We start from the raw sequence: 22,886 nt of genomic DNA, 5'->3' as shown, positions 1-22,886 counted from the left end.
CCGGGGCGCGGGTCGCGCGGGATCAGTTGCGGTGGGGGAGGTGGCCCAGTTCCGACAGCGGGGCCGGGACCGCGCTCAACGCCGTCAGGATGCCCGCCTCGCGGTGCATGACCTGGCGGACGACGCGCAGCCGGCGGGCCGGCGAGGTCTCCTCCAGCAGGTGCTGGCGGTCCTCCATGGTGAGCAGGCAGTCGGCGGCCAGGGCGTAGGCGAGTTCGTCGGGACTGGTGTCGTCCGCCGGCGGGCGGTGGCCGTTGCCCTGGTAGGCGGCTTCCCGGTAGCGGCCGTGGGCGGCGCGGGCGCCGGCGGCCAGCAGCGGGAGGGCCGCCTCCAGCTCGGGTGGGGTCGCGGCGTCGGGCAGCCACTCGACCGAGCCGACCAGGTACGGGGCGCTGTCCTCGTCGACCTCCAGCAGGCGGAACCGCCGCCCTCCCCGCGTGGTCAGGTCGAAGCGGCCGTCCGGCAGGCGCTTCGCGTCCTGGAGCACGGCCGTGCAGCCGATCGCCTGGAGCGCCTCGACGTTCTCCGCCCCCACCTCCCAGCCCTGCTTGATCGACACGACGCCGAACGTCCGGTCCGGCACGGCGCCCGTCACGAGGTCCACCGTCAGCTGGCGGTACCTGGGCTCGAACACGTGCAGCGGCAGGGACGCCCCGGGCAGCAGCACGGTACCCAGCGGGAACAGGGGGAGCGTCGTGGTCACGGACCCAAGCTACGGGTGGCGGGTGGCCGCAGCACGGCGAACGGGTCCGTGACCCGCATCTCCCCCGAGGAGAAGCGGAACAGCGCCGCGGGCCGGCCGCCGGACGGACCGGGCGGCGCGGTGGCGCCGGTGGGTTCGAGCAGGCCCCGGCGGGCCAGCACGCGCTGGAGGTTCGTCGCGGACACCGCGTAGCCCAGCGCCGCCGAGTACAGCGACCGCAGCGCGGAGATGGTGAACTCCGGCGGCGCCAGCGCGAAGCCGAGGTTGGTGTAGGACAGCTTGGACGCGAGCCTGCTGCGGGCGCGGCGGCAGATCGACTCGTGGTCGAACGCGGTGGGGGGCAGGGAGTCCACGGGGTGCCACTCGGTGTCCGACGGCACGACGGGGTCGATGTCGGAGGGCACCAGGCCGAGGAACGCGGTCGCCACGACGCGCGGTCCGGGCACCCGGGCGGGGTTGCTGAAGACGGCGAGCTGCTCCACGTGTGACAACTGCCGCACGTCGACCTTCTCCGCCAGTTGGCGCCGGATCGACGACTCGACGTCCTCGGCATCCCCCAGACCGCCTCCGGGCAGTGACCAGCGGTGAGCGTGCGGTTCCCGCGCGCGTCGCCACAACATGACCTGGAGTGATCCGGCTCTCACCTGGAGCACTGCGGCCAACACCTCATGTCCCGCGAGACCCACCGGCTGATACTATCGGCAGCGTTTTCGACCGATAGGCGAAAACCTTGGCCCAAGGAGGAAGCATGGTCGCTACCGCTTACGTGGAGCGAACCTCGGACGGCGCGTACGACGGCATCGAGCCCGACGCCGACTGGCGGGACGAGGTGCTGCGGCTGGCCCGGGAGCGGGACGCCGTCATCCTCGCGCACAACTACCAGCTGCCCGAGATCCAGGACATCGCCCACCACACCGGCGACTCGCTGGCGCTCAGCCGCATCGCGGCCGCGAGCGACGCGTCCACCATCGTGTTCTGCGGCGTGCACTTCATGGCCGAGACCGCCAAGATCCTGGCCCCGCACAAGACGGTCCTGATCCCGGACGAGCGCGCCGGCTGCTCCCTGGCCGACTCGATCACCGGCGACGAGCTGCGCGCCTGGAAGGCCGAGCACCCCGGCGCCGTCGTCGTGTCCTACGTGAACACCACCGCCGAGGTGAAGGCGGAGACCGACATCTGCTGCACGTCGTCGAACGCGGTGGACGTGGTGGCCTCGATCCCGGCCGACCGCGAGGTGCTGTTCCTGCCGGACCAGTTCCTCGGCGCGCACGTCAAGCGCGAGACCGGCCGCGAGAACCTGCACATCTGGGCGGGCGAGTGCCACGTGCACGCGGGCATCAACGGCCCCGAGCTGGCGCGGCGCGCGGCCGACAACCCGGACGCCGACCTGTTCATCCACCCCGAGTGCGGCTGCGCGACCTCCGCGCTCTACCTCGCGGGCGAGGGCACCGTCCCGGCGGAGAAGGTCAAGATCCTCTCCACCGGCGACATGATCACCGCCGCCCGCGCCACCAGCGCCACGTCGGTGCTCGTGGCCACCGAGATCGGCATGCTGCACCAGCTGCGCCGCGCCGCGCCGGAGATCGACTTCCGCGCGGTGAACGACCGGGCGTCCTGCCGGTACATGAAGATGATCACCCCGACGGCCCTGCTGCGCGGCCTGCGCGAGGGCAAGGACGAGGTGCACGTGGACCCGGTGACCGCCGAGCGCGCCCGGGGCGCCGTGCAGCGCATGATCGAGATCGGGCAGCCCGGCGGCGGCGAGTGAGCGCCACGTCGGGAAGGGGCCCGCTGTGGGAGGCCCGCGCCGACCTGGTGGTCGTCGGCACGGGGGTGGCCGGCCTGACGGCGGCGCTGCGCGCGCGTGAGCTGGGCCTGCGCGTGCTGGTCGTGACCAAGGCGGCCGGCGGCGACGGCAACACCCGGTGGGCGCAGGGCGGCGTCGCCGTCGTGCTGCCCGGCGAGCACGACGAGGGCGACTCCGTCGAGGCGCACGTGGTGGACACGCTCGTCGCTGGCGCGGGCCTGTGCGACGAGGACGCCGTGCGGGCGGTGATCGGCGGCGGCCCGGCGGCGGTCACCCGGCTGCGCGAGCGCGGCGCCGTGTTCGACGCCCTGCCGACCGGCGCGCTGGCCCGCACGCGGGAGGGCGGGCACAGCGCGTTCCGCGTCGTGCACGCCGGCGGCGACGCGACCGGGGCCGAGGTGGAGCGCGCGCTGCTCGCCGCGTCCCACGGGCAGGTCCCCGTGCTGGAGGACCACATCGCGGTGGACGCCGTGCGCACGCCGCTCGGCCAGGTCTGCGGGCTGCTGGTGCTCGACGGCAACGGCGTGCCGGGCGTGCTGACCGCGCCCGCCGTGCTGCTGGCCAGCGGCGGCCTCGGGCAGCTCTACCAGGCGACCTCGAACCCCGAGGTGGCCACCGGCGACGGCCTGGCGCTGGCGCTGCGGGCGGGCGCGATCGCGGCGGACGTCGAGTTCGTCCAGTTCCACCCGACCGTGCTCTACACCGGGCGCGGCGCGCGCGGCCGGTGCCCGCTGGTCACCGAGGCGGTGCGCGGCGAGGGCGCGGTGCTGGTCGACGCGACCGGCGCGCGGGTCATGCGCGGCGTGCACCCGCTGGAGGACCTGGCGCCGCGCGACGTCGTGGCCGCGGCGATCACCCGGCACCTGGCCGGCGCGCCCGGCGGCGTGGACGACCACGTCTTCCTCGACGCGACCGGCATCCCGGACCTCGCGCGGCGGTTCCCGACCGTCCACTCGGCGTGCCTGGCCGCCGGGGTGGACCCGTCGGCCGAGCCGATCCCGGTGGCCCCGGCCGCGCACTTCGCGTGCGGCGGCGTCGTGTCCGATGTGGACGGGCGGACCGGTGTGACCGGCCTGTACGCGGCGGGCGAGGTGGCCCGGACCGGCCTGCACGGCGCGAACCGGTTGGCGTCCAACAGCCTCCTGGAGGGGCTGGTCGTCGGCACGCGCGCGGCCGAGGCGGTCGCGGCGGACCTGGCGGTGGGCCTCCTGGCGCGGTGCGCCGGCACGGCGTCGCTGCCGACCGCGCCGGTCGCCGACCGCGACTCGCTCCAGCGCGTGATGTCCCGCTACGCGGCCATCGGGCGCGACGCCGAGGGCCTGGCGGTCGTCGGTTCGGTGCTCGACCTCTCGACGGTCGACCGGGTGCTCGACACCCGGCAGTTGGTCGAGGACGCGGCGCTCACCGTGGCGGCGCGGGCCCTGATCGCGGCGGCGGCCGAGCGCGAGGAGTCGCGGGGCTGCCACGTGCGCACCGATTTCACCGAACGCGACGACCTGCGCGGGCGGCGCAGCCACGTCGTCCGGCTCAACCCGTCCGGGCAGCCCGTGCTGGCCGACCCGGTCGTGGCGAGGGGAGTGGCATGAACGACCTGGACCTCGACGACCTGCGGCGCGTGATCGCGACCGCCCTGGCGGAGGACCTCCGCTACGGCCCGGACGCGACGACCGAGGCCACCGTGCCCGCGGACGCCGTGGCCGTGGCCGAGCTGACGCCCCGCGCGGCCGGTGTGCTCGCCGGCGTCCCCGCCGCCCTGGAGGTGTTCCGCCAGGTCACCGACGTGGAGGTGCTGGTGGAGCGCGAGGACGGCTCGAAGGCGGTTCCCGGGGAACCGGCGCTCGTGCTGCGCGGTCCCGTGCGCGGGCTGCTGACCGCCGAGCGCACGGCGCTGAACCTGGTGTGCCACCTGTCCGGCATCGCGACGCTGACCGCCGCGTGGGTGGACGAGGTCGCGGGCACCCGGGCGGCCGTCCGCGACTCCCGCAAGACCCTGCCGGGCCTGCGGCTGCTGGAGAAGTACGCGGTGCGCGCGGGCGGTGGCGTGAACCACCGGCTGGGCCTGGGCGACGCCGTGCTGATCAAGGACAACCACGTCCGGGCGGCGGGGTCCGTGCGGGCCGCGCTGGCCGCGGTGCGCGCGCACGCGCCCGACCTGGCGTGCGAGGTCGAGGTGGACTCGCTGGAGCAGTTGGACGAGGCCGTCGCCGAGGGCGCGGAACTCGTGCTGCTGGACAACTTCACCGTCGCCGACTGCGCCGAGGCCGTCCGGCGGGCGGGCGGCGTGCGGCTGGAGGCGTCGGGCGGCCTGACCCTCGACGTGGCCCGGGCGTACGCGGAGACCGGCGTGGACTACCTGGCGGTCGGCGGCCTGACCCACTCGGCGCCCGCCCTGGACCTCGGGCTCGACCTGCGCTGAGCGCGGCGGGAGGGCGCCCGCGTCCCGGCACGGGGACGCGGGCGCGTTCGGTCGGGAGGTGCGCCGGTCAGGAGTCGCGGCGGTCGTCGCGCTCGACGTCGACGCGCTCCTTGCGGACCTGGCCGCTGACGCGCTCCTGCTCGGTGACGGCCTCCTTCTCCAGCCGCACCCGCTCGACCGGCTTCGTGGTCTTCTCCACCACGGGCTCCTCGCGGCGGAGGGTCACCGAGGCCTCCTCGTCGGCGAACGCCCGGTCGGTCGGCGCGCCGTCGGCCGGTTCGCGGACGACCCTGACCTCCTCGTGCGTGACCGGCACCGTCATGTCCCGCTGCTCGGTCACGGTGTGCTTCACCAGGCGCACCCGGCCGGCCTCCGCCTCGCGCGTGCCGACGTGGACGTCCTCCTCGTACCTGGTCACCGCGTCGTCGGCGCGGGTCTCGTGGCGACCCCGGCGGGACGCCGACCCGCGCTCGTCGGCGCTGCCCGGCGTCCGGTCGGCCACCCCGCCGCCCGCCGCCGGACCGGCGGCCATGCCCCCGGCGGCCTTCCCGCCGGAGCGGACCTGCCCGCCGGGCAGCCGGTCGTGGTCGCCGCTGCGGTGGGCCGGGATCATCCCGTAGTGCGCGTACAGCTCGTCCTGCTGCTCGTCGGACATGTGCTGGTCGGACACGTCCACCCGCGGCGCGTCCTTCACCTGCTGCTTCTCCACGTGCACGGTGATGGTGCCGTTGCCCATGGTCGCGTCCTGGATCGGGACGAACGACTCCCTGAGCCCGAACAAGCCGGTGTGCACCGAGGCCCACATCGGCCGGCCGTCGCGGTCGTCGAGCCAGATCTGCTTGACGGAGCCGATCCGCTCGCCGTGCTCGTCGATGACCTCGCAGTCGTACAGCCGGTCCACTTCGGCCTGGTTGATCATGATCGCGTTCCCCTTCGCCGTCGCTGCTCTTCCGGAGAAGGGCTTCCCGGGCCACGCGGACACCCATGCGGGTTACCACACGTCGGAGGGATGCACGACCCCCCGAAAGGGATTCACAGGCGGCGGTTCGCGAGGACCGGCAGCGCGCGCCGGGCGGCCTCGACCGACTCCGCGTCGACGTCGACGAGCAGGGTCCCCGGCTCGCCCGCCAGCTGCCCGACCACCGCGCCCAGCGGCGAGGCGGCCGTGCTGAAGCCGACGCCCGTCGGCGCGCCGCCGTGGTCGGTCGCCGGGTCGGCCTGGCCGCAGGCCAGCACCCACGACGTGCAGTCCAGCGCCCGCGCGCGCACCAGCAGCTCCCACTGCTCCCGCTTGCCCGGACCGGCGCCCCACGACGCGCACACCAGCACCACCGACGCGCCCCGGTCCGCCAGCGCCCGGAACAGCTCCGGGAACCGCACGTCGTAGCAGGTGGCCAGGCCCAGCACGACCCCGTCCACCTCGACCGCCACCACCGACGACCCCGGCGCCACGGTGCGCGACTCGGTGAAGCCGAACGCGTCGAACAGGTGGATCTTGTCGTAGCCCACGTGGTGCCCACCGCCGGTCACCAGCAGGGTGTTCGCCACGCGGCCGTCCGGCGCGGGCGTGAACATGCCCGCCACGACCACCACGCCGTGCTCGCGGGCGACGTCGCGCACCGCCGTCGCCCACGGCCCGTCCAGCGGTTCGGCGACCGGTCCGAGCGGCACCCCGAACCGGCACATCGCCGCCTCGGGGAACACGACCACGCGGGCACCGTCGGCCGCCGCGCGCGCCGTCCCCTCCCGCACCAGGTCGAGGTTGGCCGCCGGGTCGGTGGAGGAGCTGATCTGGCACAGGGCGACACGCATGCCACCCACTCTAGGTAGTGTCGGGAACCGTGCGCTCCCTCCTTACCCCGCTCGTCCTCACCGCCCTCGCCCTCGTCGCCGCGGGGTGCACGGGCGGCCCGACGCAGAGCGCCGAGGGAACCCCGGACGGCAGCTCCATCGTGCTCGCCGACCCGGAGGAGCCGACCTCGCTGAACCCGCTGCTCGGCTACGGCCGCGGCGGCGTCTCCAAGCTCTACGACGGCCTGGTCGAGCACCGCGCGGACGGCAGCGTGCGGCCCCAGCTCGCCGCCGAACCGCCCGCGCCCGCCGCGGACGGCCTGAGCTGGACCGTCACCCTGCGCGAGGGCGTGACGTTCGCCGACGGCACGACGTTCGGCCCCGAGGACGTCCTGGCCACCTACCGGGCGCTGCTGGACCCGGCCACCGGCTCGACCGAGCGGGCCGGGTACGCCGGGCTGACCGGCGTGGAGCAGCTCGACGTGCACACGGTCCGGTTCACCCTGGCGCACACCTGGGCCGCGTTCCCGCACCTGCTCACGCTCGGCATCCTGCCCAGCGAGGCGCTCGGCGTGCCGCCGGCCGACGTCCGACCGGTCGGCACCGGCCCGTACAAGCTGGTGGAGTGGAAGAAGGGCGACCGGATGGTGCTGGAGGCCAACGCCTCCCACTTCGCCGGCGAGCCCCGCATCCGCAAGCTCACCGTCGTGTTCGTGCCGGACGACAACACCCGCGCCCAGCGCATGCGCGCGGGCGAGTTCGACGGCACCGAGCTGCCGCCGCGCCTCGCGGACGAGTCCGCCGGCGACGGGCTGCGCGTCATCACGCACCGCAGCGCCGACCTGCGCTCCGTCACCCTGCCCACCGGGCCGGTGACCGGCGACAGCGCGATCCGGATGGCGCTCAACCACGCCGTCGACCGGCGGGGCCTGGTCGACGGCCTGCTCGGCGGCAAGGGCAGCCCGGCGAGCACACCGGTGCCGGACGCCCTGCCGGAGTTCCTCGACCCCGACGCGGAGTTCCCCCACGACGAGGCGCTGGCCAACCTCCTGCTGGACCAGGCCGGCTGGGCGCGCGGCGCGGACGGCGTGCGCGTCCGCGACGGCGTGCCCGCCCGGTTCACCCTGATGTACCCGCTCGGTGACGCGGTCCGCGCCGACCTGGCCACCGCGTTCGCCGCGGACGCCAAGGCGGTCGGCGTGGACGTGCAGCTCGCGGGCCTGGGCCGGGAGGCGATCGTCGGCCGGGTCGGCTCGGACGCCCTGCTGCACGGCGGCGGCTCGCCGTTCGACCCCGACCCGACGACCTACCCGGCGCTGCACACCGGCAACCCGTGGGGCTACTCGGACCCGCAGGTCGACGCCGCCCTGGACACCGGGCGGAGGCTGCTGGACCCGGCGCAGCGGGCGGCGGCGTACAAGCAGTTCCAGCGGGCCTACCTGGCCTCGCCGGGCATGGTCGTGCTGGCGTCCGTGCAGCACGCGTACGTGGTGCGGGAGAACTGGACCGGCTACCAGCCCGTGGTGGACCCGCACGTGCACGGCGCGCTGTCGTGGGGACCGTGGTGGAACCTGGAGAAGTGGGCGCCCCGGTGACGATCTTCCTGGACTCGGCCGGCTCCTCCCTCCCGCCGCGGGAGGTCGTGGACGAGGTCGTCGCGCACCTGCGCCGGGAGGCCGAGGTCGGCGGGTACCTGGCCGCGCAGGAGCGCGAGGCCGACCTGGAGGCCGGGTACGGCCTGGTCGCCGAGCTGCTGGGCGCGCGGCCGGACGAGGTCGCGTTCACCGACAGCGCGACCCGGTCGTGGCTGACCGCGTTCGACGCCGTGCCGCTGGCCGAGGGCGACCGGGTGCTCATCAGCGAGGCCGAGTACGCGGGCACCGCCATCCCGATCCTGCGCCGGACGCGCGAGGTGGGCGCGGTCGCCGAGGTCGTGCCGTCCGACCCGCGCGGGCAGGTGGACCTCGACGCGCTGACCGCGATGCTCGACGAGCGGGTCAAGCTCGTCTCGCTCACCCACGCGCCCACGAACAGCGGCCTGGTCAACCCGGCGCGCGAGGTCGCCGCCGCCGCGCACGAGGTGGGCGCGCTGGTGCTGCTCGACGCGTGCCAGTCGATCGGGCAGCTGCCGGTCCGCGCGGACGAGCTGGGCGCCGACGTCATCACCGGCACCGGCCGCAAGTGGCTGCGCGGCCCGCGCGGCACCGGCGTGCTGGTGGTGCGGCGCGCGGCGGCGGAGGTGCTGCGACCCCGGCTCGTCGACCTGCACGGGGCGCGGTGGACCGGGCCCGGCGAGGTCCGGCTGCGCGAGGACGCCCGCGTGCACGAGGTGTGGGAGACGAGCGTCGCCGACCGGCTCGGCCTGCTCGCCGCCGTGCGCCACGCCCTGGCCAAGGGCCTCGACGTGATCGAGCGCGAGGTCGGCGAACGCGCCGGGCGGCTGCGCGACGGCCTGTCCGCGCTGCCCGGCGTGACCGTCCGCGACATCGGCGAGCGCCGCTCCGGCATCGTCACCTTCACCGCGGACGGCCTGGCCGCCGACGAGGTGAAGCGGCGGCTGGCCGGGCGCGGCGTGACGGTCACCGTGAGCGGCGCCCCCTCGACGCTGCTCGACATGACCCGGCGCGGGCTCACCGAGGTGGTCCGCGCCTCACCGCACTACTTCGTCGGCCTGGACGAGGTGGACCGGGCCGTGGAACTGGTCGGCGAGGTCACCGCCGGGGATCGGTAGCGGCGGGATGGCCCGCGAAATGTCGTCGGCGGTGTCGTCGCAATCCTGGTCTATCCTCTCCGCGTGACGATGAGCGGAATGTCGTGGAGCGAAGTCGAACCGCTCCCGATTCTGAACGGCGACGTCCAGCCGGTGCTGGAGTCCGTCAACTCCCTGCAACGCGCGTGGAAAACCGTCGTGTCGGCCAACGACAACGCTTTCCGGGAAGCACGCCGACGCTCGTTGCGTCGTCACGCGATCGAGACGGGAATCATCGAACGCCTCTACGACATCGATTGGGGTGTGACGGAGGCGCTGGTGGCGGAAGGCATCACGGCGGATGCCGTCGCCCGAGCGGGCGACGGAGCGGTCGACGAGAACGTGCTGGAGGTCGTCCGGTCCCAGTACGACACGCTCGAATTCCTCGCGCAGTCGGCCCGTGAGGGGCGCGACATCTCGGTTTCCCTCATCAAGGAGTTGCACGTATCGCTCACCAGGACGCAGCCCACCTACACGGCGACCGGGCCGACCGGCATGGTGTTCGAGGCGACGCTCCACCACGGTGAGTGGAAGCAGCAGGCCAACCACGTCATGCGTCCGGACGGTCCGGTCCTGGAATACACCCCACCCGAACAAGTCGCGTCACAGGTCGACGAACTCGTGAAGCTCTACCACACCTACGCGGACCGGAATCCCGTCATCCGGGCCGCTTGGCTCCACCACAGGTTCGTCAGGATCCACCCTTTCGAAGACGGAAACGGTCGGGTCGCGCGGTGCCTCACCCTGCTCACCCTGTTGAGGCACGACCTGGCGCCCCTCGTAGTCGATCGACGGGAGCGGAACCGCTACCTCGAATGCCTCGACAAGGCGAACGAGGGCGATCTCCGGCCACTCGTCCGGTTCTTCGCGGAACTCGAAATCGTCGCCCTGCGCAGTGAACTGGAGCGGCCGATCGCCGCCGAGCAGGCGCTGGCATCGGGCGGTGGGGCGCTCGCCGTCCTCGAAGCCGGGATCGAGCGCTTGCGCGAGTTGCGTTCGGCCGGTGGGACCGGTGATCGCGCCGCGGCCGTCGCCGCGCTGGCGGCCGAGGTGCAAAGCCGGATTCACGCGTGGCTCGACGACATGTGCGGGAAGATCAGCGCCCTCCTCAGGGCCGGTGTCGACAGCGACGCTCGTGCCATGGTGTCCAGCGGCGGGCCGCCCTCGGACAACGCGCGGTGGTGGCGACGCCAGGTGATCAACGCCGCGCGGAGCGTCGACTTCTTCGTGAACCTCCAGGAGGGCGTCTGGTGGACCGGTCTGCAACTCGTCGCCTTCGGGCAGAAGCTGCGGTACCTCGTCTTCGTGCAGAAGGTCGGCAGCGGCGAGACCGGTGTGCTCACGATGACCGTGCACGCGGAGATCATCAGCACCGAGCAGGGGGACGAGGCGGCCGCACCGGTCGAACCGGTCGTCGTGTCCTCGCCGACCGAAACCGTCACCTGGACGTGGGCCGACCCGCCGGGCAGCCAGTGGGAATCCGTTTCGGACGTGCTGGACACGACGTTGGCGAGCGCGCTGGCCAAGTTCACCACGGGCCTCGGCTGACCTGCCCGGATGCGGAACGGGCCCGCCGAGGGGTGCTCGGCGGGCCCGTCCGTCGGGAGGTGCGTCAGCAGGTGCGGCCGGTGATGCGGGGAACGCAGTCGGTGTAGTCCAGCAGGAGCTGGACCGCCGTGTCGTTCCGCGCCGTCTGGGTCGCGATCTGCGTGTCACGCGGGTAGAAGCCGCTCGTGCCGCTCGCGGACTTCGGGTACATCTCGAACGTGTAGCTCCAGATCTTGTGCGCCGCCCACATCCAGTCGTCGACGCTGCCGTCGGTGACGTACAGGTCGCTGGCCTGCTGCGGGGTGTAGCCGTTCAGCGCGGCCATCCGCCGGCCCATCGTCTGGAACACGTTGGCCTGGGTGGCGTCCAGGCCGGGCGCGGTGTCGTTGTAGGTGTAGCCGTACGGCCACAGGATCAGCTCCGAGTAGGTGTGCCAGTCGATGTGCGACTTGATCTGCTGCACACCGCCGACCACGCGGCTGTTGGTGAAGTCCCGGACCCGGGCGACCTCCGGCGCGGAGAACGCCGCCGTGCCGCGGTAGGTGTCGGACGAGCCGCTGCCGCTGGAGCCGCCGCAGCAGCCCCACTGGTGGCCCCAGTTGCGGTTGGGGTCGGTGCCGACCGCCGTGGAGTTCGGCTGCCGGTTCTTGCGCCACGCGCGGAACGAGCCGGTGGCGATGTCGTACTCCGCGCCGTCCGGGTTGACGCTGGGGATGACCCAGATCTCCCGGCTGTCGACCGTGTTCCTGATCGTGCTGTTCGACGCGTAGTTGTCCGTGTACCGCTTGACGATGTGCAGGCACATCTCCACGGTCAGGTGCTCGCGGGCGTGCTGGTTGCAGGTGAACAGCGCCTCCGGCTCGGCCTCGTCGGACCCCGGGTTGTCGCTGATCTTGACCGCCCAGATGTCGCGGCCCTGGTACGACTTGCCGATGCTGCGCAGGGTGAGCAGGTTCGGGTGGTCGCTGACCGCCTGGTTCAGCTCGGAGACCATCTCGGCGTAGTTGTGGTAGCCGGTGTAGCCGGACGGGAAGTCCTGCGCGCCGACCTCGCCGGGCACGCGGTCGGTGAAGTCGGCCGCGCCGAGGGCGGCCAGCTCCGCGTCCGCGTCGCCCAGAGACTTCAGCCGCAGGCCGGTCGCGCGCAGCGCCCACTGCTGGCGGGGCTCCGCGATCACGGTGAGCGTGTCGCCGGACTGGCCGAGGACGTCGACCCCGGTCCGGGCGACCTTCGTCCGCGCCTCCGGCGTGGTGGCGGTGACCTCGAAGAGGGTCCGCTCGGGGGACTGCGCCGTCGAGGGCTGCGCCGACCCGGTGTGCAGGGGCAGCACCAGGGCCGCGCTCGCGACGATCGCGGCGGCCACGAGGCCGCGCCGCTTGGTGAACATCAAGCCTCCATCATCAGCAGGGTTTGCGACGGAGATGTGCCCACGCAGCGTCGCCCCTCGCTCACGGATCGAGGTAGCCCCCGTTTGACGGGTTCGCCACGCGGCCCCGGGCTGACAGTTGACGGAATTGTCGACCGCTTACCCTTGTCGGCATGCTCAACCGCATCGACCTGCGAGGTCGAGTCCCGTCACCCGCCGAACTGCGTGCCGCGCTGCCGCGCGCCGAGGTCGACGTGGACGCGGTCCTGCATCACGTGCGACCGCTGGTGGACGACGTGCGCACCCGCGGCGTCGACGCGGTCCTGGAGCACACCGAGCGGTTCGACGGGGTCCGCCCGGCCGCCGTCCGGGTGCCCGTCGCCGAACTGGAGCGCGCCCTGGCCGAGCTGGACCCGGCCGTGCGCGCCGCGCTGGAGGAGTCGATCGCCCGCGCCCGCGCGGTCCACGCCGACCAGCGCCGCACCGACACGACCACCCGGGTCGCGCCCGGCGGGACGGTCACCGAGCGGTGGGTCCCGGTGCGCCGCGTCGGCCTGTACGCGCCCGGCGGCCTGGCCGTCTACCCGTCGAGCGTGGTGATGAACGTCGTCCCGGCGCAGCTCGCCGGGGTCGAGTCGCTGGTGGTCTGCTCGCCGCCGCAGGCGGACTTCGGCGGCCTGCCGCACCCGGCCGTGCTGGCCGCCGCCGCGCTGCTCGGCGTGACCGAGGTGTGGGCGGTGGGCGGCGCGCTCGCCGTGGCCCTGCTCGCGTACGGCGGCACGGACACCGACGGCTCCGGGCTGGAGCCCGCCGACATGGTCACCGGGCCCGGCAACGTCTACCTGACCGCCGCCAAGCGGCTGCTGCGCGGCGTGATCGGCATCGACGCCGAGGCCGGCCCCACCGAGATCGCGGTGCTGGCCGACGACACGGCCGACCCGGTGCACGTGGCCGCCGACCTGATCAGCCAGGCCGAGCACGACACGCTCGCCGCGAGCGTCCTGGTGACGACGTCCGAGGAGCTGGCCGACGCGGTGGACCGCGAGCTGGAGCGCCAGGTCGGGGCGACCAAGCACCACGAGCGGGTGCGCACCGCGCTGACCGGTCCGCAGTCGGGCGTCGTGCTGGTGTCCACCCTGGACGACGGGCTGCGGGTCGTCGACGTGTACGCGGCCGAGCACCTGGAGGTCCAGACCGCCGACGCGCGCGAGGTCGCGGCGCGGGTCCGCGCGGCGGGCGCGATCTTCGTGGGCGCGCACTCGCCGGTGTCGCTCGGCGACTACTGCGCGGGCTCCAACCACGTGCTGCCCACCGGCGGCTGCGCGCGGCACTCGTCCGGGCTGTCCGTGCAGACCTTCCTGCGCGGCATCCACGTGGTCGACTACAGCGAGGACGCCCTGCGCTCGGTCGCGCACCACGTGGTGGCGCTGGCCGAGGCCGAGGACCTGCCCGCCCACGGCCAGGCCGTGACGGCGAGGTTCCGCCGGTGAAGCCCGTCGGCGAGCGGGTGGGGTTGGCCGACCTGCCGCTGCGGGACGACCTGCGCGGACGCACGCCCTACGGCGCGCCGCAGCTCGACGTGCCGGTGCGGCTGAACACGAACGAGAACCCGTACCCGCCCATGCCCGGCCTCGTGGACGACGTGACCAAGGAGGTCGCGGCGGCGGCCGCCGAGCTGCACCGCTACCCCGACCGGGACGCGGTGGCCCTGCGCGACGACCTCGCGGCCTACCTGGCGTCGGCGACCGGCGTGCCGCTGACCGCCGCCAACCTGTGGGCCGCGAACGGGTCGAACGAGATCCTCCAGCAGGTCCTCCAGGCGTTCGGCGGACCGGGGCGGACGGCGCTGGGCTTCGAGCCGTCGTACTCGATGCACCCGATCATCGCGGCGGGCACGCGCACCGAGTGGGCGCCCGCGCCGCGCCGCGCCGACTTCTCGCTGGACGTGGCGCGCGCCGCCGAGACCATCGCCTCGACCGCGCCCGACGTCGTGTTCGTGACCAGCCCGAACAACCCGACCGGGCAGAGCCTCCCGCTCGACGACCTGCGGGTGCTGATCGAGGCCGCGCCCGGCGTGATCGTGGTGGACGAGGCGTACGCGGAGTTCTCGTCGCGGCCCTCGGCGGTCGGGCTGCTGGCCGACCACCCGGCCAAGCTGATCGTGAGCCGGACCATGAGCAAGGCGTTCGCCTTCGCCGGGGGACGGCTGGGCTACCTCGCCGCCGCACCCGCCGTGGTGGACGCGCTGCTGCTGGTCAGGCTGCCCTACCACCTGTCGGCGCTGACCCAGGCGGCGGCGCGGGCGGCGCTGCGGCACGCCCCGGAGACGTTGGGGTCCGTCGCGAAGCTCGCCGCCGAGCGCGACCGGGTGGTGGCGGAGCTGACCGCCATGGGCTTCGCGGTGGTGCCGAGCGACGCGAACTTCGTGCTGTTCGGGTGGTTCGAGGACGCGCGGGCCACGTGGCGGTCGTATCTGGAACGCGGTGTGCTGATCAGGGACGTCGGCATCGCCGGACATCTGCGGGTGACGGTCGGTACTCCGGAGGAGAACGACGCGTTCCTCGTGGCGAGCAGGGAGGTTGACCGGTGAGCCGGGTCGGCAAGGTGGAGCGCACCACCAGGGAGTCGTCGGTGCACGTCGAGATCGACCTCGACGGCACGGGCAAGGTCGAGGTCGACACGGGGGTGCCGTTCTACGACCACATGCTGACGGCGCTCGGCGTGCACGGGTCGTTCGACCTGGTGGTGCGGGCGACGGGTGACGTGGAGATCGACGCCCACCACACGGTGGAGGACGTGGCGATCGTGCTCGGGCAGGCGCTGCGCGAGGCGCTGGGGGACAAGGCGGGCATCCGCCGGTTCGGCGACGCCTGGATCCCCATGGACGAGACGCTGGCGCACGCGGCGGTCGACGTGTCGGGGCGGCCGTACTGCGTGCACGTGGGCGAGCCGGAGCAGTTCAACGCCTTCACGATCGGCGGGAACTACCCGTTCGTGCTGAACCGGCACGTGTTCGACTCGCTGGCGTTCCACGCGGGCATCGCGCTGCACGTGCGCGTGGAGTACGGCCGGGACCCGCACCACATCACGGAGGCGGAGTTCAAGGCCGTCGCGCGGGCGCTGCGGGCGGCCGTCGAGCCGGACCCGCGCGTCGGGGGCGTCCCCTCGACCAAGGGCGTGCTGTAGGTGTCCCAGTCGCTGGTGGTGATCGGGCTGCTGGCGCTGGCCGGCTTCCTGCTCGGTGGCGTGTACAGCACGTGGAAGACCGCGCGGGGCCTGTCGGTGGTGCTGGCGGTCCTGGCCCTGCTGGCCGTGGGCGGCGCCGTCGCCTGGTTCGTCTAGATGAGTAAGTCCAAGGGCTGGTCAGTGGTCGTAGGCGGTCAGTGATCGTTTGACGGGCTGGTCGGTGTGGTCGTTGTGCCAGATCGCGGCGGTCAGGGCGAGGATGCGTTGCAGGACGCGGGCGATGACGCCGGGTTTGGTGCGTCCGCCGTGTCGTTCCAGGTCGAGTTGGGCCTTGAGGGTCTGGTTGATCGACTCGATGACCTGGCGCAGCGGCTTGAACAGCGCCGCGCCGGGTCGCTCGGCCTCGCCCTTGCGCGCCGGGCGCAGCAGTTCGATCCCCGCGTCGGCCAGGGCGTGCTCGAAGTCGCGGCCGTAGTAGTTGCGGTCCGCGATCAGGGTCTGGCCGGGCCGGTCGGCGACCAGGTCCGGGTCGACGGTCAGGATGTCGAGCAGGGTGGTGCGTTCGTCGGCCTTGGCCCCGGTCAGGGCGAAGGCGACCGGCAGCCCGCCGGGGGTGCGGACCAGGTGCAGACGCAGGCCCCAGAAGAAGCGGGAGTGGGAGGCGCAGTAGCCGTACTCGGCCCAGCCGGCCAGGTCGGAGCGTTGCGCGGTCTGGCGGGAGCGACCGCATTCCACCGGGGTCGAATCAGCGAGCCACACGTCGTCGGTCCACAGCGTCGTGTCGACGGCAAGCAGCCGGATCACGGCCTTGACCAGGCCTGACGCCTTGCGCAGCCGCTTGTTGTAGCCGGACTGGCCGGGCAGGTAGCGGAACAGATGCCGCAGGTGGACGCGGGCGTGGCGCAGGAACCGGGCCTCACTGGTGAACCCCGGCAGGGCCTGGATCACCGCCAGGGTGACCAACTCCGCGTCGGTCAACCTCGGCTTCAGGCCGACCTTCGGCCGCCACGGTGCCAGGTGCGGCGCGTCCTTCAGCAGGTCATCGGTTCTGACGTAGAGTGCGGTCGCGAGGGTGTCAATGTCGGTCGTCACAACCCGTACATCGACACCCTCGCCCCATGTCTCCAGGTGTCTACCCCTTGGACTTACTCATCTAGACCGCGGTGCGTCGTTCGGCAGTCCGGTGGAACTGTTGGATTGTTGAACGATGTACCGTGTCGCCGTTTGGCTGTCTGCGTATGGTTGGTCACATGTCGTCACCAGCCGAGGCCGCCGCGGTGGCCGGCCGTCCCCGCGAACGTGCTGACGCGGCCCGCAACCGCGCCCGGGTGCTGGCGGCGGCGGACGAGGTGTTCCTCGCCGCCGGCGGGGCCGTCGGGGTCACCATGGAGGACATCGCGCGGGCGGCCGGGGTCGGGCGGGCCACGCTCTACCGGCGCTACCCGGACGTCACCTCGATCGCGCAGGCCCTGCTGGACGAGCACGAGGCCGGGATCAAGGAGCGCATCCTGGGCGGTCCGCCGCCCCTGGGGCCGGGTGCGGCCCCGGAGGAACGGCTGGCGGCCTTCTACCGCGCCATGATCGCGCTGCTGGAGCGGCACCTGCACCTGGTGCTCGGCGCCGAGAGGGGCGGGGCGCGGCTCCGCGCGGGCGCCTACGGGTTCTGGCGGCGGCACGTGGAGTCGCTGGTCGACGACGCGCCGGCGGCGGTCGTGGACGCGCTCATGGCGCCGCTCGCGCCGGAGGTCTACCGGTACCAGAGACAGGTGCTGGGCCTGGCCGCCGACGACGTCGTGGCCGGGCTCGACTGGCTCACCCGGCGCGTCTACGCCGGCAGGGTGCTCACGTAGCGCGGCGGCACGGCCGAGGTCAGCCACACGCCGTTCGCGCTCACCCGGAACTCGTGGCCGTCGGCGCGCATCGCCGCCGCGTCCACCACCAGCACCACCGGCCGGCCGCGCCGCGACCCGACCCGCACCGCCGCCTCCACCGTCGCCGACAGGTGCACGTCGTGCCGCCGCATCGGCAGCAGCCCGTCCCGCAGGACGTCGGGCAGCACCGAGCCGACCGTGCCGTGGTAGAGCACCGCCGGCGGTTCCGCCACCGGCAGGTCCAGCTCGACCTCCACCGTGTGGCCCTGGGCGGCGCGGATGCGCCCGCCGACCACCTCGAAGCGCTTCTTGTCGTTGCGCGCCACGACGTCGAGCACGCGGTCGCGCGGCACCCGCAGCGCCGCGACGAACCGGTCGAGGTCCACCCAGCCCGCCGCGTCGAGGGTCAGCCCGACCGACCCGGGGTCGTGCCGCAGCACCTTGGACATCCGCTTCGACAAGCGCGCCACGTCGTTCTTCTCCTGCACGACCTCAAGTGCAGCACGCCGCACAAGCGGGTTTCACGTGCCGCCCTCGCTCGCGGGCTTCAGCTTCGGCGCGCCCGGCCCGTCCGCGGCCTGCTCGTCGCCGGAGTTGTGCAGGTAGCAGCTGCGCAGCGACAGGCACCCGCACCCGATGCACGACGTCAGCCGGTCGCGCAGCCGGATCAGCGCGTCGATCCGGGCGTCCAGCTCGGTCTGCCAGCCTGCCGACAGCCTGCTCCAGTCGGACTTCGTGGGCGTCCGCTCGTCGGGCAGGGCCGCCAGCGCGTCGCGCACGTCCTCCAGCGACAGGCCGACCCGCTGCGCGGTGCGGATGAACGCCAGCCGCCGGAGCACGGACCGCGGGTACCGCCGCTGGTTGCCCGCCGTCCGCTCGGACGCGATCAGACCCCGTTCCTCGTAGAACCGCAGCGCGGTGTGCGGCACGCCGCTGCGCTCGGCCACCTGGCCGATGGTCAACATCTCCGGCAACTTGCCCACGTGCGCATCCTAGGTGTTGACCTCGACTTAAGTCGAGGTTGTTCGCTGGGTTCATGACGGTGCAGGGCAAGCCGGGCTACGCGGACCTCCCCGCGTTGTTCCGGCGCATGACGGGGGACGAGAAGCACGAGTGGGCGGCGGCGTCCACGCTCGACGTGCTGTGGGTGCTCTACGACCGGGTGCTGGACGTGTCGCCGGACCGGGTGGACGACCCGGACCGCGACCGGTTCCTGCTGTCGAAGGGGCACGGGCCGATGGCCTACTACGCGGTGCTGGCCGCCAAGGGGTTCCTGGAACCGTCCCTCCTGGACGACTGGACGTCGTGGGGTTCGCCGCTGGGGCAGCACCCGGACCGCGTCCTGGTCGACGGCGCGGAGATCGGCAGCGGCTCGCTCGGCCACGGGCTCCCGCTGGCCGTCGGCACCGCGCTGGGCCTGCGCCTCCAGGGCCGTTCGGCGCGGACCGTGGTGCTGGTCGGCGACGCCGAGCTGGACGAGGGCAGCAACCACGAGGCCATCGCGCTGGCCGGGCGGTTCGGGCTCGACTCGCTGACCACCGTGGTGGTGGACAACGAGTCCGGCACGCACGGCTGGCCCGGCGGGGTGGCCGCGCGGTTCGCCGTCGAGGGCTGGCAGACATCCACAGTGGACGGACGTGACCACGGCGCGCTGCACGACGCGTTCACGCAGGCCCACCCCGGCCGTCCGCTGGCCGTGGTGGCGAAGGTCGAGGGGGAGCGGTGAGCGGCATGCGGCAGGTGTTCGTGGACACCGTGGAGGAGGTCATGCGGCACGACCCGCGCGTGGCCGTCGTGCTCGCGGAGATCTCGCGCGACGCGTTCCGCCCGCAGGAGCGGGTGGTCAACGTCGGCATCCGCGAGCAGGCCATGGTGGGCGTCGGCGCGGGGCTGGCGCTGGCCGGGATGCGGCCCGTGGTGCACAGCTACGCGCCGTTCCTGGTCGAGCGGCCGTTCGAGCAGGTCAAGCTGGACTTCGGCCACCAGGACGTCGGCGGGGTGCTGGTGAGCATCGGCGCCTCCTACGACGACCCGGCGTGGGGCCGCACGCACCAGGCGCCCGGCGACGTGGCGCTGTTCGACACGCTGCCCGGCTGGACCGTGCACGTGCCGGGGCACCCGGACGAGGTCGGCCCGCTCGTGCGCCGCGCGCTGGCGGGTGAGGACCGCGTCTACATCAGGCTCTCACTGCGGCGGAACGCGTCGCCGCACCCGGTGGTCGAGGGGTTCACCGAGGTGCGGCGCGGGGCCCGGGGCGTCGTCGTGGCGGTGGGGCCGGTGCTGGACACCGTGCTCGCGGCCACCGCGGGCGTCGACGTGACCGTGCTCTACGCGACGACGGTCCGGCCGTTCGACGCCGCCGGCCTGCTCGCCGCCGTCCGCGGGGGGCGGGCGAACGACGTGCTGCTGGTGGAGCCGTACCTGGAGGGCACGTCGGCGCACCTGGCGGCCGAGGCGCTGGCCGACGTGCCGCACCGGCTGCGGTCGCTCGGGGTGCGCCGGGACGCGGAGCTGCGCGCCTACGGCACGGCCGAGGACCACGATTCGGCGCACGACCTCGACGTGCCGGGCGTCGCCGCGGCCGTGCGTCGGATGTTCGGCCCGCCGGCGGCTGCGGCATGATCTCCGCCTGTGAGCGTGCCGAGAACCCTGATCTGGACACCCGCGCCGACCGCAGAGCTCCAGCTCAACCTGCACCGCGCGCTGGCCGGGCCGGCCGCGCTGGTGCCCGTGGCGTCCGGGACGGTGCTGCTGCCGCGCAGGCAGATCGGGTTCGCGGCGGCGGACGACCTGGCCGGGCGCGTGCGCGCGACCGGGACGTCGGCCCTCCTCGTGCGCTGGAGCCCGAACGGCGAGGTGTGGACCGACGGCGAGCAGGCGGGCTTCACCGGCTCGCCCCGCCGCCTGGTCGGCCTGCTGCGCTGGTGGCGCCTGGACGCCAGGCCGCGCCCCGCCGCCCTGCCGCCCGACGCCGCCGAGGTCAGGACCTTGGTCGACGAGGGACGCGCCGACGCCTGGGTGACCACCCTCCCCGCCACGGCCGGCCACCCCATCAACACCGTCCTCCCGGTGGTCCCCGTCACCGGCGGCTCCCCCCTCCCCTGACCGCGAGTCGTAACCCCACGCCGCGCGAGTCGTAACCCCACGCCGCGCGAGTCGTGAGTTCGCGCCGCGCGAGCCGAACATTCGCGGCCTGCCGAGGTCCGCTCGCGGCAAGGCCGAACGTACGACTCGCGCGGCGCGAACGTACGACTCGCGCGGTGCGAACGTACGACTCGCGCGGTGCGAACTTGCGACTCGCGCGGCGCGAACTTGCGACTCGCGCGGCGTGGGGTTACGGCTCGGCGGGTAGGCTGGTGGTGTGGCACGAGTCGTCGTTCTGGACTACGGATCTGGCAACCTCCGCTCCGCAGAGCGGGCGCTCCAGCGGGTGGGGGCGGACGTCGAGGTGACGGCCGACCACCGCGCCGCGCTGGAGGCCGACGGGCTGGTCGTGCCCGGCGTCGGGGCGTTCGCCGCCTGCATGGAGGGCCTGAACGCGGTCAAGGGCGGCCGGTTGATCGGACAGCGGCTGGCCGGTGGGCGGCCCGTGCTCGGCATCTGCGTCGGCATGCAGGTCCTGTTCGAGAAGGGCATCGAGCACGGCGTGCACAGCGAGGGCTGCGGCGAGTGGCCCGGCACGGTGGAGCGGCTGGAGGCCCCCGTGGTGCCGCACATGGGCTGGAACACCGTGCAGGCGCCCGAGGGCTCGAAGCTGTTCGCCGGCCTCGACGCGGACACCCGGTTCTACTTCGTCCACTCCTACGGCGTGCGGAAGTGGGAGCTGAACGACACCGGCGCGCTCACACCGCCGCTGGTGACGTGGTCCGAGCACGGCAGCGACCGGTTCGTCGCCGCGGTCGAGAACGGGCCGCTGTGGGCGACCCAGTTCCACCCGGAGAAGTCCGGCGACGCGGGCGCGCACCTGCTGGAGAACTGGCTCACGAGCGTCAACTAGGCTGTTCGCGTGACTTTCACGCTCCTCCCGGCCGTCGACGTGGTCGACGGTCAGGCCGTCCGCCTCGTCCAGGGCGAGGCCGGCACCGAGACCTCCTACGGCAGCCCGCTCGACGCCGCGCACGCGTGGCAGCGCGACGGCGCGGAGTGGGTCCACCTGGTCGACCTCGACGCCGCGTTCGGCCGGGGGAGCAACCGGGAGCTGGTCGCCCGCGTGGTCGGTGAGCTGGACGTGGCCGTGGAGCTGTCCGGCGGCATCCGGGACGACGCGTCGCTGGCCGCCGCGCTCGCCACCGGCTGCGCCCGGGTCAACCTGGGCACCGCCGCGATCGAGAACCCCGAGTGGTGCGCGAAGGCCATCGCCGAGCACGGCGAGAAGATCGCGGTCGGCCTGGACGTGCGGATCACCGGGGAGGGCTACCGGGTGGCCGGCCGCGGCTGGACGACCGACGGCGGCGACCTGTGGGACGTGCTGGAGCGCCTCGACCGCGACGGCTGCGCCCGCTACGTGGTGACCGACGTGAGCAAGGACGGCACGCTCACCGGCCCGAACGTGGACCTGCTGCGCGAGGTCTGCGCGCGCACCGACGCGCCGGTGATCGCCTCCGGGGGCGTGTCGAGCGTCGCCGACCTGGTGGCGCTGGCCGCGCTGGACCGCGACGGCGTGGAGGGCGCGATCGTCGGCAAGGCGCTGTACGCGGGCGCGTTCACGCTCCCCGAGGCGCTCGCCGCTGTGCGCGGCTGATCGCGTCGTCGATCTCCCGCACGACGTGCGCCTCCGCGGCCTCCCTGGTGACCCCCGTGTCGGCCAGGGCCGCGGCGGCGGTGCCGTCGTGCTCGGCGAGCAGGCCGAGCAGCACGTGCTCGGTGCCCACGAAGCGGTGGCCCAGGCGCAGTGACGCGCGCACGGCCAGTTCCAGCGCCTTCTTGCAGTGCGTGCTGAACGGCTGCGGGTCGGGTCGCTCGTGGACGGTCGGGTCCAGCCTCTTGAGCACGGTCAGCCGCGTGGTGCCCTCGGCGGCCTCCAGCTGGGCGATGGTCTTCGCGGCCAGGCCGCCGGACTCGTCGAGCAGGCCCAGCAGCAGGTGCTCGGTGCCGATCCGCGCGCTGAACCGGGCGTGGTGGCGGGCCAGCACGACGACGCGCCGCGCCCGGTCGGTGTAGCGGTCGAACGCGGCCGGCGTGAAGTCGGCCGACTCCTTCGGCACGAACCGCTTCTGCGCGGCCTGCTTCGTCACGCCGATGCTCTCGCCGATGTCCGTCCAGCTCGCGCCCGACCGGCGCGCCTCGTCCACGAAGTGCCCGATGAGGTGGTCGCCCAGCTCGTCGAGCTGACCGCTCAGCTCGACGGCCGCCGTCAACCGGCCGAGCGCGTCGGCGTGCTCGGCCGCGACGGCGACGATGAGGTCGGTGAGCTGCACCGGGGTGACGACCATGCGTCAACTGTAGGTTG

At 73.7% G+C, this 22,886-nt stretch carries 25 protein-coding genes; 16 read left to right on the top strand and 9 right to left on the bottom strand.

The window, feature by feature from the left end; genetic code table 11:
• Nucleotides 1–22 precede the first annotated feature (22 nt).
• Both J2S66_RS21465 and J2S66_RS21460 read right to left on the bottom strand, forming a co-directional pair.
• The gene (locus J2S66_RS21465; RefSeq protein ID WP_310309010.1) at nt 23–703 is read right to left on the bottom strand and encodes an LON peptidase substrate-binding domain-containing protein; all 681 of its coding nucleotides are present in this window, start codon (nt 701–703) and stop codon (nt 23–25) included.
• Nucleotides 700–1,389 carry an NUDIX hydrolase gene (locus J2S66_RS21460; RefSeq protein WP_310309009.1) on the bottom strand — a complete coding sequence of 230 codons (690 nt, stop codon included), beginning with the start codon at nt 1,387–1,389 and terminating at the stop codon, nt 700–702. Before J2S66_RS21460 ends, J2S66_RS21465 begins: the two co-directional genes overlap by 4 nt.
• A 62-nt stretch (nt 1,390–1,451) precedes the next feature.
• On the opposite strand from J2S66_RS21460, the gene nadA reads away from it, so the two are divergent.
• The 3 genes from nadA to nadC are packed head-to-tail and all read left to right on the top strand — an operon-like array spanning nt 1,452 to nt 4,926.
• Entirely contained in the window at nt 1,452–2,471 is a 1,020-nt protein-coding gene (gene nadA, locus J2S66_RS21455) for a quinolinate synthase NadA (RefSeq protein ID WP_310309008.1), read from the top strand.
• Nucleotides 2,468–4,096 carry an L-aspartate oxidase gene (locus tag J2S66_RS21450; protein WP_310309007.1) on the top strand — a complete coding sequence of 543 codons (1,629 nt, stop codon included), beginning with the start codon at nt 2,468–2,470 and terminating at the stop codon, nt 4,094–4,096. Before nadA ends, J2S66_RS21450 begins: the two co-directional genes overlap by 4 nt.
• Complete coding sequence (gene nadC, locus J2S66_RS21445; RefSeq protein ID WP_310309006.1) at nt 4,093–4,926, top strand: carboxylating nicotinate-nucleotide diphosphorylase; 834 nt, start codon at nt 4,093–4,095, stop codon at nt 4,924–4,926. The genes J2S66_RS21450 and nadC overlap by 4 nt, the downstream gene beginning before the upstream one ends.
• A gap of 67 nt (nt 4,927–4,993) precedes the next feature.
• Here nadC and J2S66_RS21440 read toward each other — a convergent pair whose 3' ends face one another.
• Nucleotides 4,994–5,845, bottom strand: coding sequence for a DUF2382 domain-containing protein (locus tag J2S66_RS21440; RefSeq protein ID WP_310309005.1), 852 nt, complete (start codon nt 5,843–5,845; stop codon nt 4,994–4,996).
• A 113-nt stretch (nt 5,846–5,958) separates the two neighbouring features.
• Nucleotides 5,959–6,738: a carbon-nitrogen hydrolase family protein gene (locus tag J2S66_RS21435; protein ID WP_310309004.1), complete on the bottom strand. Its 780-nt coding sequence runs from the start codon at nt 6,736–6,738 to the stop codon at nt 5,959–5,961.
• A 29-nt stretch (nt 6,739–6,767) separates the two neighbouring features.
• Between J2S66_RS21435 and J2S66_RS21430 the strand changes: the two genes are divergently transcribed.
• From J2S66_RS21430 to J2S66_RS21420, 3 genes are all read left to right on the top strand, one after another.
• The gene (locus J2S66_RS21430; protein ID WP_310309003.1) at nt 6,768–8,312 is read left to right on the top strand and encodes an ABC transporter substrate-binding protein; all 1,545 of its coding nucleotides are present in this window, start codon (nt 6,768–6,770) and stop codon (nt 8,310–8,312) included.
• A complete protein-coding gene (locus J2S66_RS21425) occupies nt 8,309–9,448 on the top strand; it encodes an aminotransferase class V-fold PLP-dependent enzyme (RefSeq protein ID WP_310309002.1) in 1,140 nt (379 codons plus the stop codon). The genes J2S66_RS21430 and J2S66_RS21425 overlap by 4 nt, the downstream gene beginning before the upstream one ends.
• A 69-nt stretch (nt 9,449–9,517) precedes the next feature.
• The gene (locus tag J2S66_RS21420) at nt 9,518–11,014 is read left to right on the top strand and encodes a Fic family protein (RefSeq protein ID WP_310314964.1); all 1,497 of its coding nucleotides are present in this window, start codon (nt 9,518–9,520) and stop codon (nt 11,012–11,014) included.
• Between the two features lie 64 nt (nt 11,015–11,078).
• Here the strand turns inward: J2S66_RS21420 and J2S66_RS21415 are convergent, their stop codons facing one another.
• Complete coding sequence (locus J2S66_RS21415; protein WP_306749766.1) at nt 11,079–12,401, bottom strand: M14 family metallopeptidase; 1,323 nt, start codon at nt 12,399–12,401, stop codon at nt 11,079–11,081.
• A gap of 152 nt (nt 12,402–12,553) precedes the next feature.
• Here J2S66_RS21415 and hisD point away from each other — a divergent pair, with 152 nt between their 5' ends.
• Genes hisD through J2S66_RS21395 form a run of 4 tightly spaced genes read left to right on the top strand, consistent with a single transcriptional unit; the run spans nt 12,554 to nt 15,722 of the window.
• Complete coding sequence (gene hisD, locus J2S66_RS21410) at nt 12,554–13,870, top strand: histidinol dehydrogenase (protein ID WP_310309001.1); 1,317 nt, start codon at nt 12,554–12,556, stop codon at nt 13,868–13,870.
• Nucleotides 13,867–14,970 (top strand): histidinol-phosphate transaminase, encoded by a 1,104-nt coding sequence (locus J2S66_RS21405; protein WP_310308999.1) that lies wholly within the window; start codon nt 13,867–13,869, stop codon nt 14,968–14,970. The genes hisD and J2S66_RS21405 overlap by 4 nt, the downstream gene beginning before the upstream one ends.
• A complete protein-coding gene (gene hisB / locus J2S66_RS21400; RefSeq protein WP_310308998.1) occupies nt 14,967–15,566 on the top strand; it encodes an imidazoleglycerol-phosphate dehydratase HisB in 600 nt (199 codons plus the stop codon). The genes J2S66_RS21405 and hisB overlap by 4 nt, the downstream gene beginning before the upstream one ends.
• Nucleotides 15,567–15,722, top strand: coding sequence for a CG2302 family histidine operon protein (locus tag J2S66_RS21395; RefSeq protein ID WP_310308997.1), 156 nt, complete (start codon nt 15,567–15,569; stop codon nt 15,720–15,722).
• A 21-nt stretch (nt 15,723–15,743) separates the two neighbouring features.
• On the opposite strand, the gene J2S66_RS21390 is transcribed toward J2S66_RS21395, so the two are convergent.
• Entirely contained in the window at nt 15,744–16,658 is a 915-nt protein-coding gene (locus tag J2S66_RS21390; protein ID WP_310308996.1) for an IS982 family transposase, read from the bottom strand.
• 158 nt (nt 16,659–16,816) lie between these two features.
• Here J2S66_RS21390 and J2S66_RS21385 point away from each other — a divergent pair, with 158 nt between their 5' ends.
• The gene (locus tag J2S66_RS21385; protein WP_310308995.1) at nt 16,817–17,416 is read left to right on the top strand and encodes a TetR/AcrR family transcriptional regulator; all 600 of its coding nucleotides are present in this window, start codon (nt 16,817–16,819) and stop codon (nt 17,414–17,416) included.
• Here the strand turns inward: J2S66_RS21385 and J2S66_RS21380 are convergent.
• Nucleotides 17,392–17,925: an RNA 2'-phosphotransferase gene (locus tag J2S66_RS21380; RefSeq protein ID WP_310308994.1), complete on the bottom strand. Its 534-nt coding sequence runs from the start codon at nt 17,923–17,925 to the stop codon at nt 17,392–17,394. The genes J2S66_RS21385 and J2S66_RS21380 overlap by 25 nt on opposite strands.
• Nucleotides 17,926–17,958: 33 nt before the next feature.
• A complete protein-coding gene (soxR, locus tag J2S66_RS21375) occupies nt 17,959–18,420 on the bottom strand; it encodes a redox-sensitive transcriptional activator SoxR (protein WP_310308993.1) in 462 nt (153 codons plus the stop codon).
• Between the two features lie 53 nt (nt 18,421–18,473).
• Here soxR and J2S66_RS21370 point away from each other — a divergent pair, with 53 nt between their 5' ends.
• From J2S66_RS21370 to priA, 5 genes are all read left to right on the top strand, one after another.
• Nucleotides 18,474–19,163: a thiamine pyrophosphate-binding protein gene (locus J2S66_RS21370; protein ID WP_310308992.1), complete on the top strand. Its 690-nt coding sequence runs from the start codon at nt 18,474–18,476 to the stop codon at nt 19,161–19,163.
• Between the two features lie 5 nt (nt 19,164–19,168).
• Nucleotides 19,169–20,059 carry a transketolase family protein gene (locus J2S66_RS21365; protein ID WP_310314962.1) on the top strand — a complete coding sequence of 297 codons (891 nt, stop codon included), beginning with the start codon at nt 19,169–19,171 and terminating at the stop codon, nt 20,057–20,059.
• 9 nt (nt 20,060–20,068) lie between these two features.
• A complete protein-coding gene (locus tag J2S66_RS21360; RefSeq protein WP_310308991.1) occupies nt 20,069–20,542 on the top strand; it encodes a hypothetical protein in 474 nt (157 codons plus the stop codon).
• 256 nt (nt 20,543–20,798) lie between these two features.
• Nucleotides 20,799–21,434: an imidazole glycerol phosphate synthase subunit HisH gene (gene hisH / locus J2S66_RS21355; protein ID WP_310308990.1), complete on the top strand. Its 636-nt coding sequence runs from the start codon at nt 20,799–20,801 to the stop codon at nt 21,432–21,434.
• Nucleotides 21,435–21,443: 9 nt separating this feature from the next.
• Entirely contained in the window at nt 21,444–22,178 is a 735-nt protein-coding gene (gene priA, locus J2S66_RS21350; protein ID WP_306749777.1) for a bifunctional 1-(5-phosphoribosyl)-5-((5-phosphoribosylamino)methylideneamino)imidazole-4-carboxamide isomerase/phosphoribosylanthranilate isomerase PriA, read from the top strand.
• Here priA and J2S66_RS21345 read toward each other — a convergent pair.
• Nucleotides 22,141–22,869, bottom strand: coding sequence for a Clp protease N-terminal domain-containing protein (locus J2S66_RS21345; protein ID WP_306749778.1), 729 nt, complete (start codon nt 22,867–22,869; stop codon nt 22,141–22,143). The two genes, priA and J2S66_RS21345, sit on opposite strands and share 38 nt — an antisense overlap.
• Nucleotides 22,870–22,886 lie beyond the last annotated feature (17 nt).

Origin of the sequence: Saccharothrix longispora, from assembly GCF_031455225.1 — a bacterium.
GTDB lineage: Bacteria > Actinomycetota > Actinomycetes > Mycobacteriales > Pseudonocardiaceae > Actinosynnema > Actinosynnema longispora.
Note: the sequence above shows the minus strand (reverse complement) of the source record. Positions and strands in the feature narration are given on the sequence as shown.

Excerpts from the sequence above, each read along its gene's own strand:
- J2S66_RS21365 (WP_310314962.1), top strand. The coding sequence starts at position 19,169 with ATGCGGCAGGTGTTCGTGGACACCGTGGAGGAGGTCATGCGGCACGAC.
- nadC (WP_310309006.1), top strand. The coding sequence starts at position 4,093 with ATGAACGACCTGGACCTCGACGACCTGCGGCGCGTGATCGCGACCGCC.
- J2S66_RS21415 (WP_306749766.1), bottom strand. The coding sequence starts at position 12,401 with ATGTTCACCAAGCGGCGCGGCCTCGTGGCCGCCGCGATCGTCGCGAGC.
- J2S66_RS21370 (WP_310308992.1), top strand. The coding sequence starts at position 18,474 with ATGACGGTGCAGGGCAAGCCGGGCTACGCGGACCTCCCCGCGTTGTTC.
- J2S66_RS21435 (WP_310309004.1), bottom strand. The coding sequence starts at position 6,738 with ATGCGTGTCGCCCTGTGCCAGATCAGCTCCTCCACCGACCCGGCGGCC.
- nadA (WP_310309008.1), top strand. The coding sequence starts at position 1,452 with ATGGTCGCTACCGCTTACGTGGAGCGAACCTCGGACGGCGCGTACGAC.
- J2S66_RS21440 (WP_310309005.1), bottom strand. The coding sequence starts at position 5,845 with ATGATCAACCAGGCCGAAGTGGACCGGCTGTACGACTGCGAGGTCATC.
- J2S66_RS21420 (WP_310314964.1), top strand. The coding sequence starts at position 9,518 with ATGAGCGGAATGTCGTGGAGCGAAGTCGAACCGCTCCCGATTCTGAAC.
- J2S66_RS21345 (WP_306749778.1), bottom strand. The coding sequence starts at position 22,869 with ATGGTCGTCACCCCGGTGCAGCTCACCGACCTCATCGTCGCCGTCGCG.
- hisD (WP_310309001.1), top strand. The coding sequence starts at position 12,554 with ATGCTCAACCGCATCGACCTGCGAGGTCGAGTCCCGTCACCCGCCGAA.
- J2S66_RS21385 (WP_310308995.1), top strand. The coding sequence starts at position 16,817 with ATGTCGTCACCAGCCGAGGCCGCCGCGGTGGCCGGCCGTCCCCGCGAA.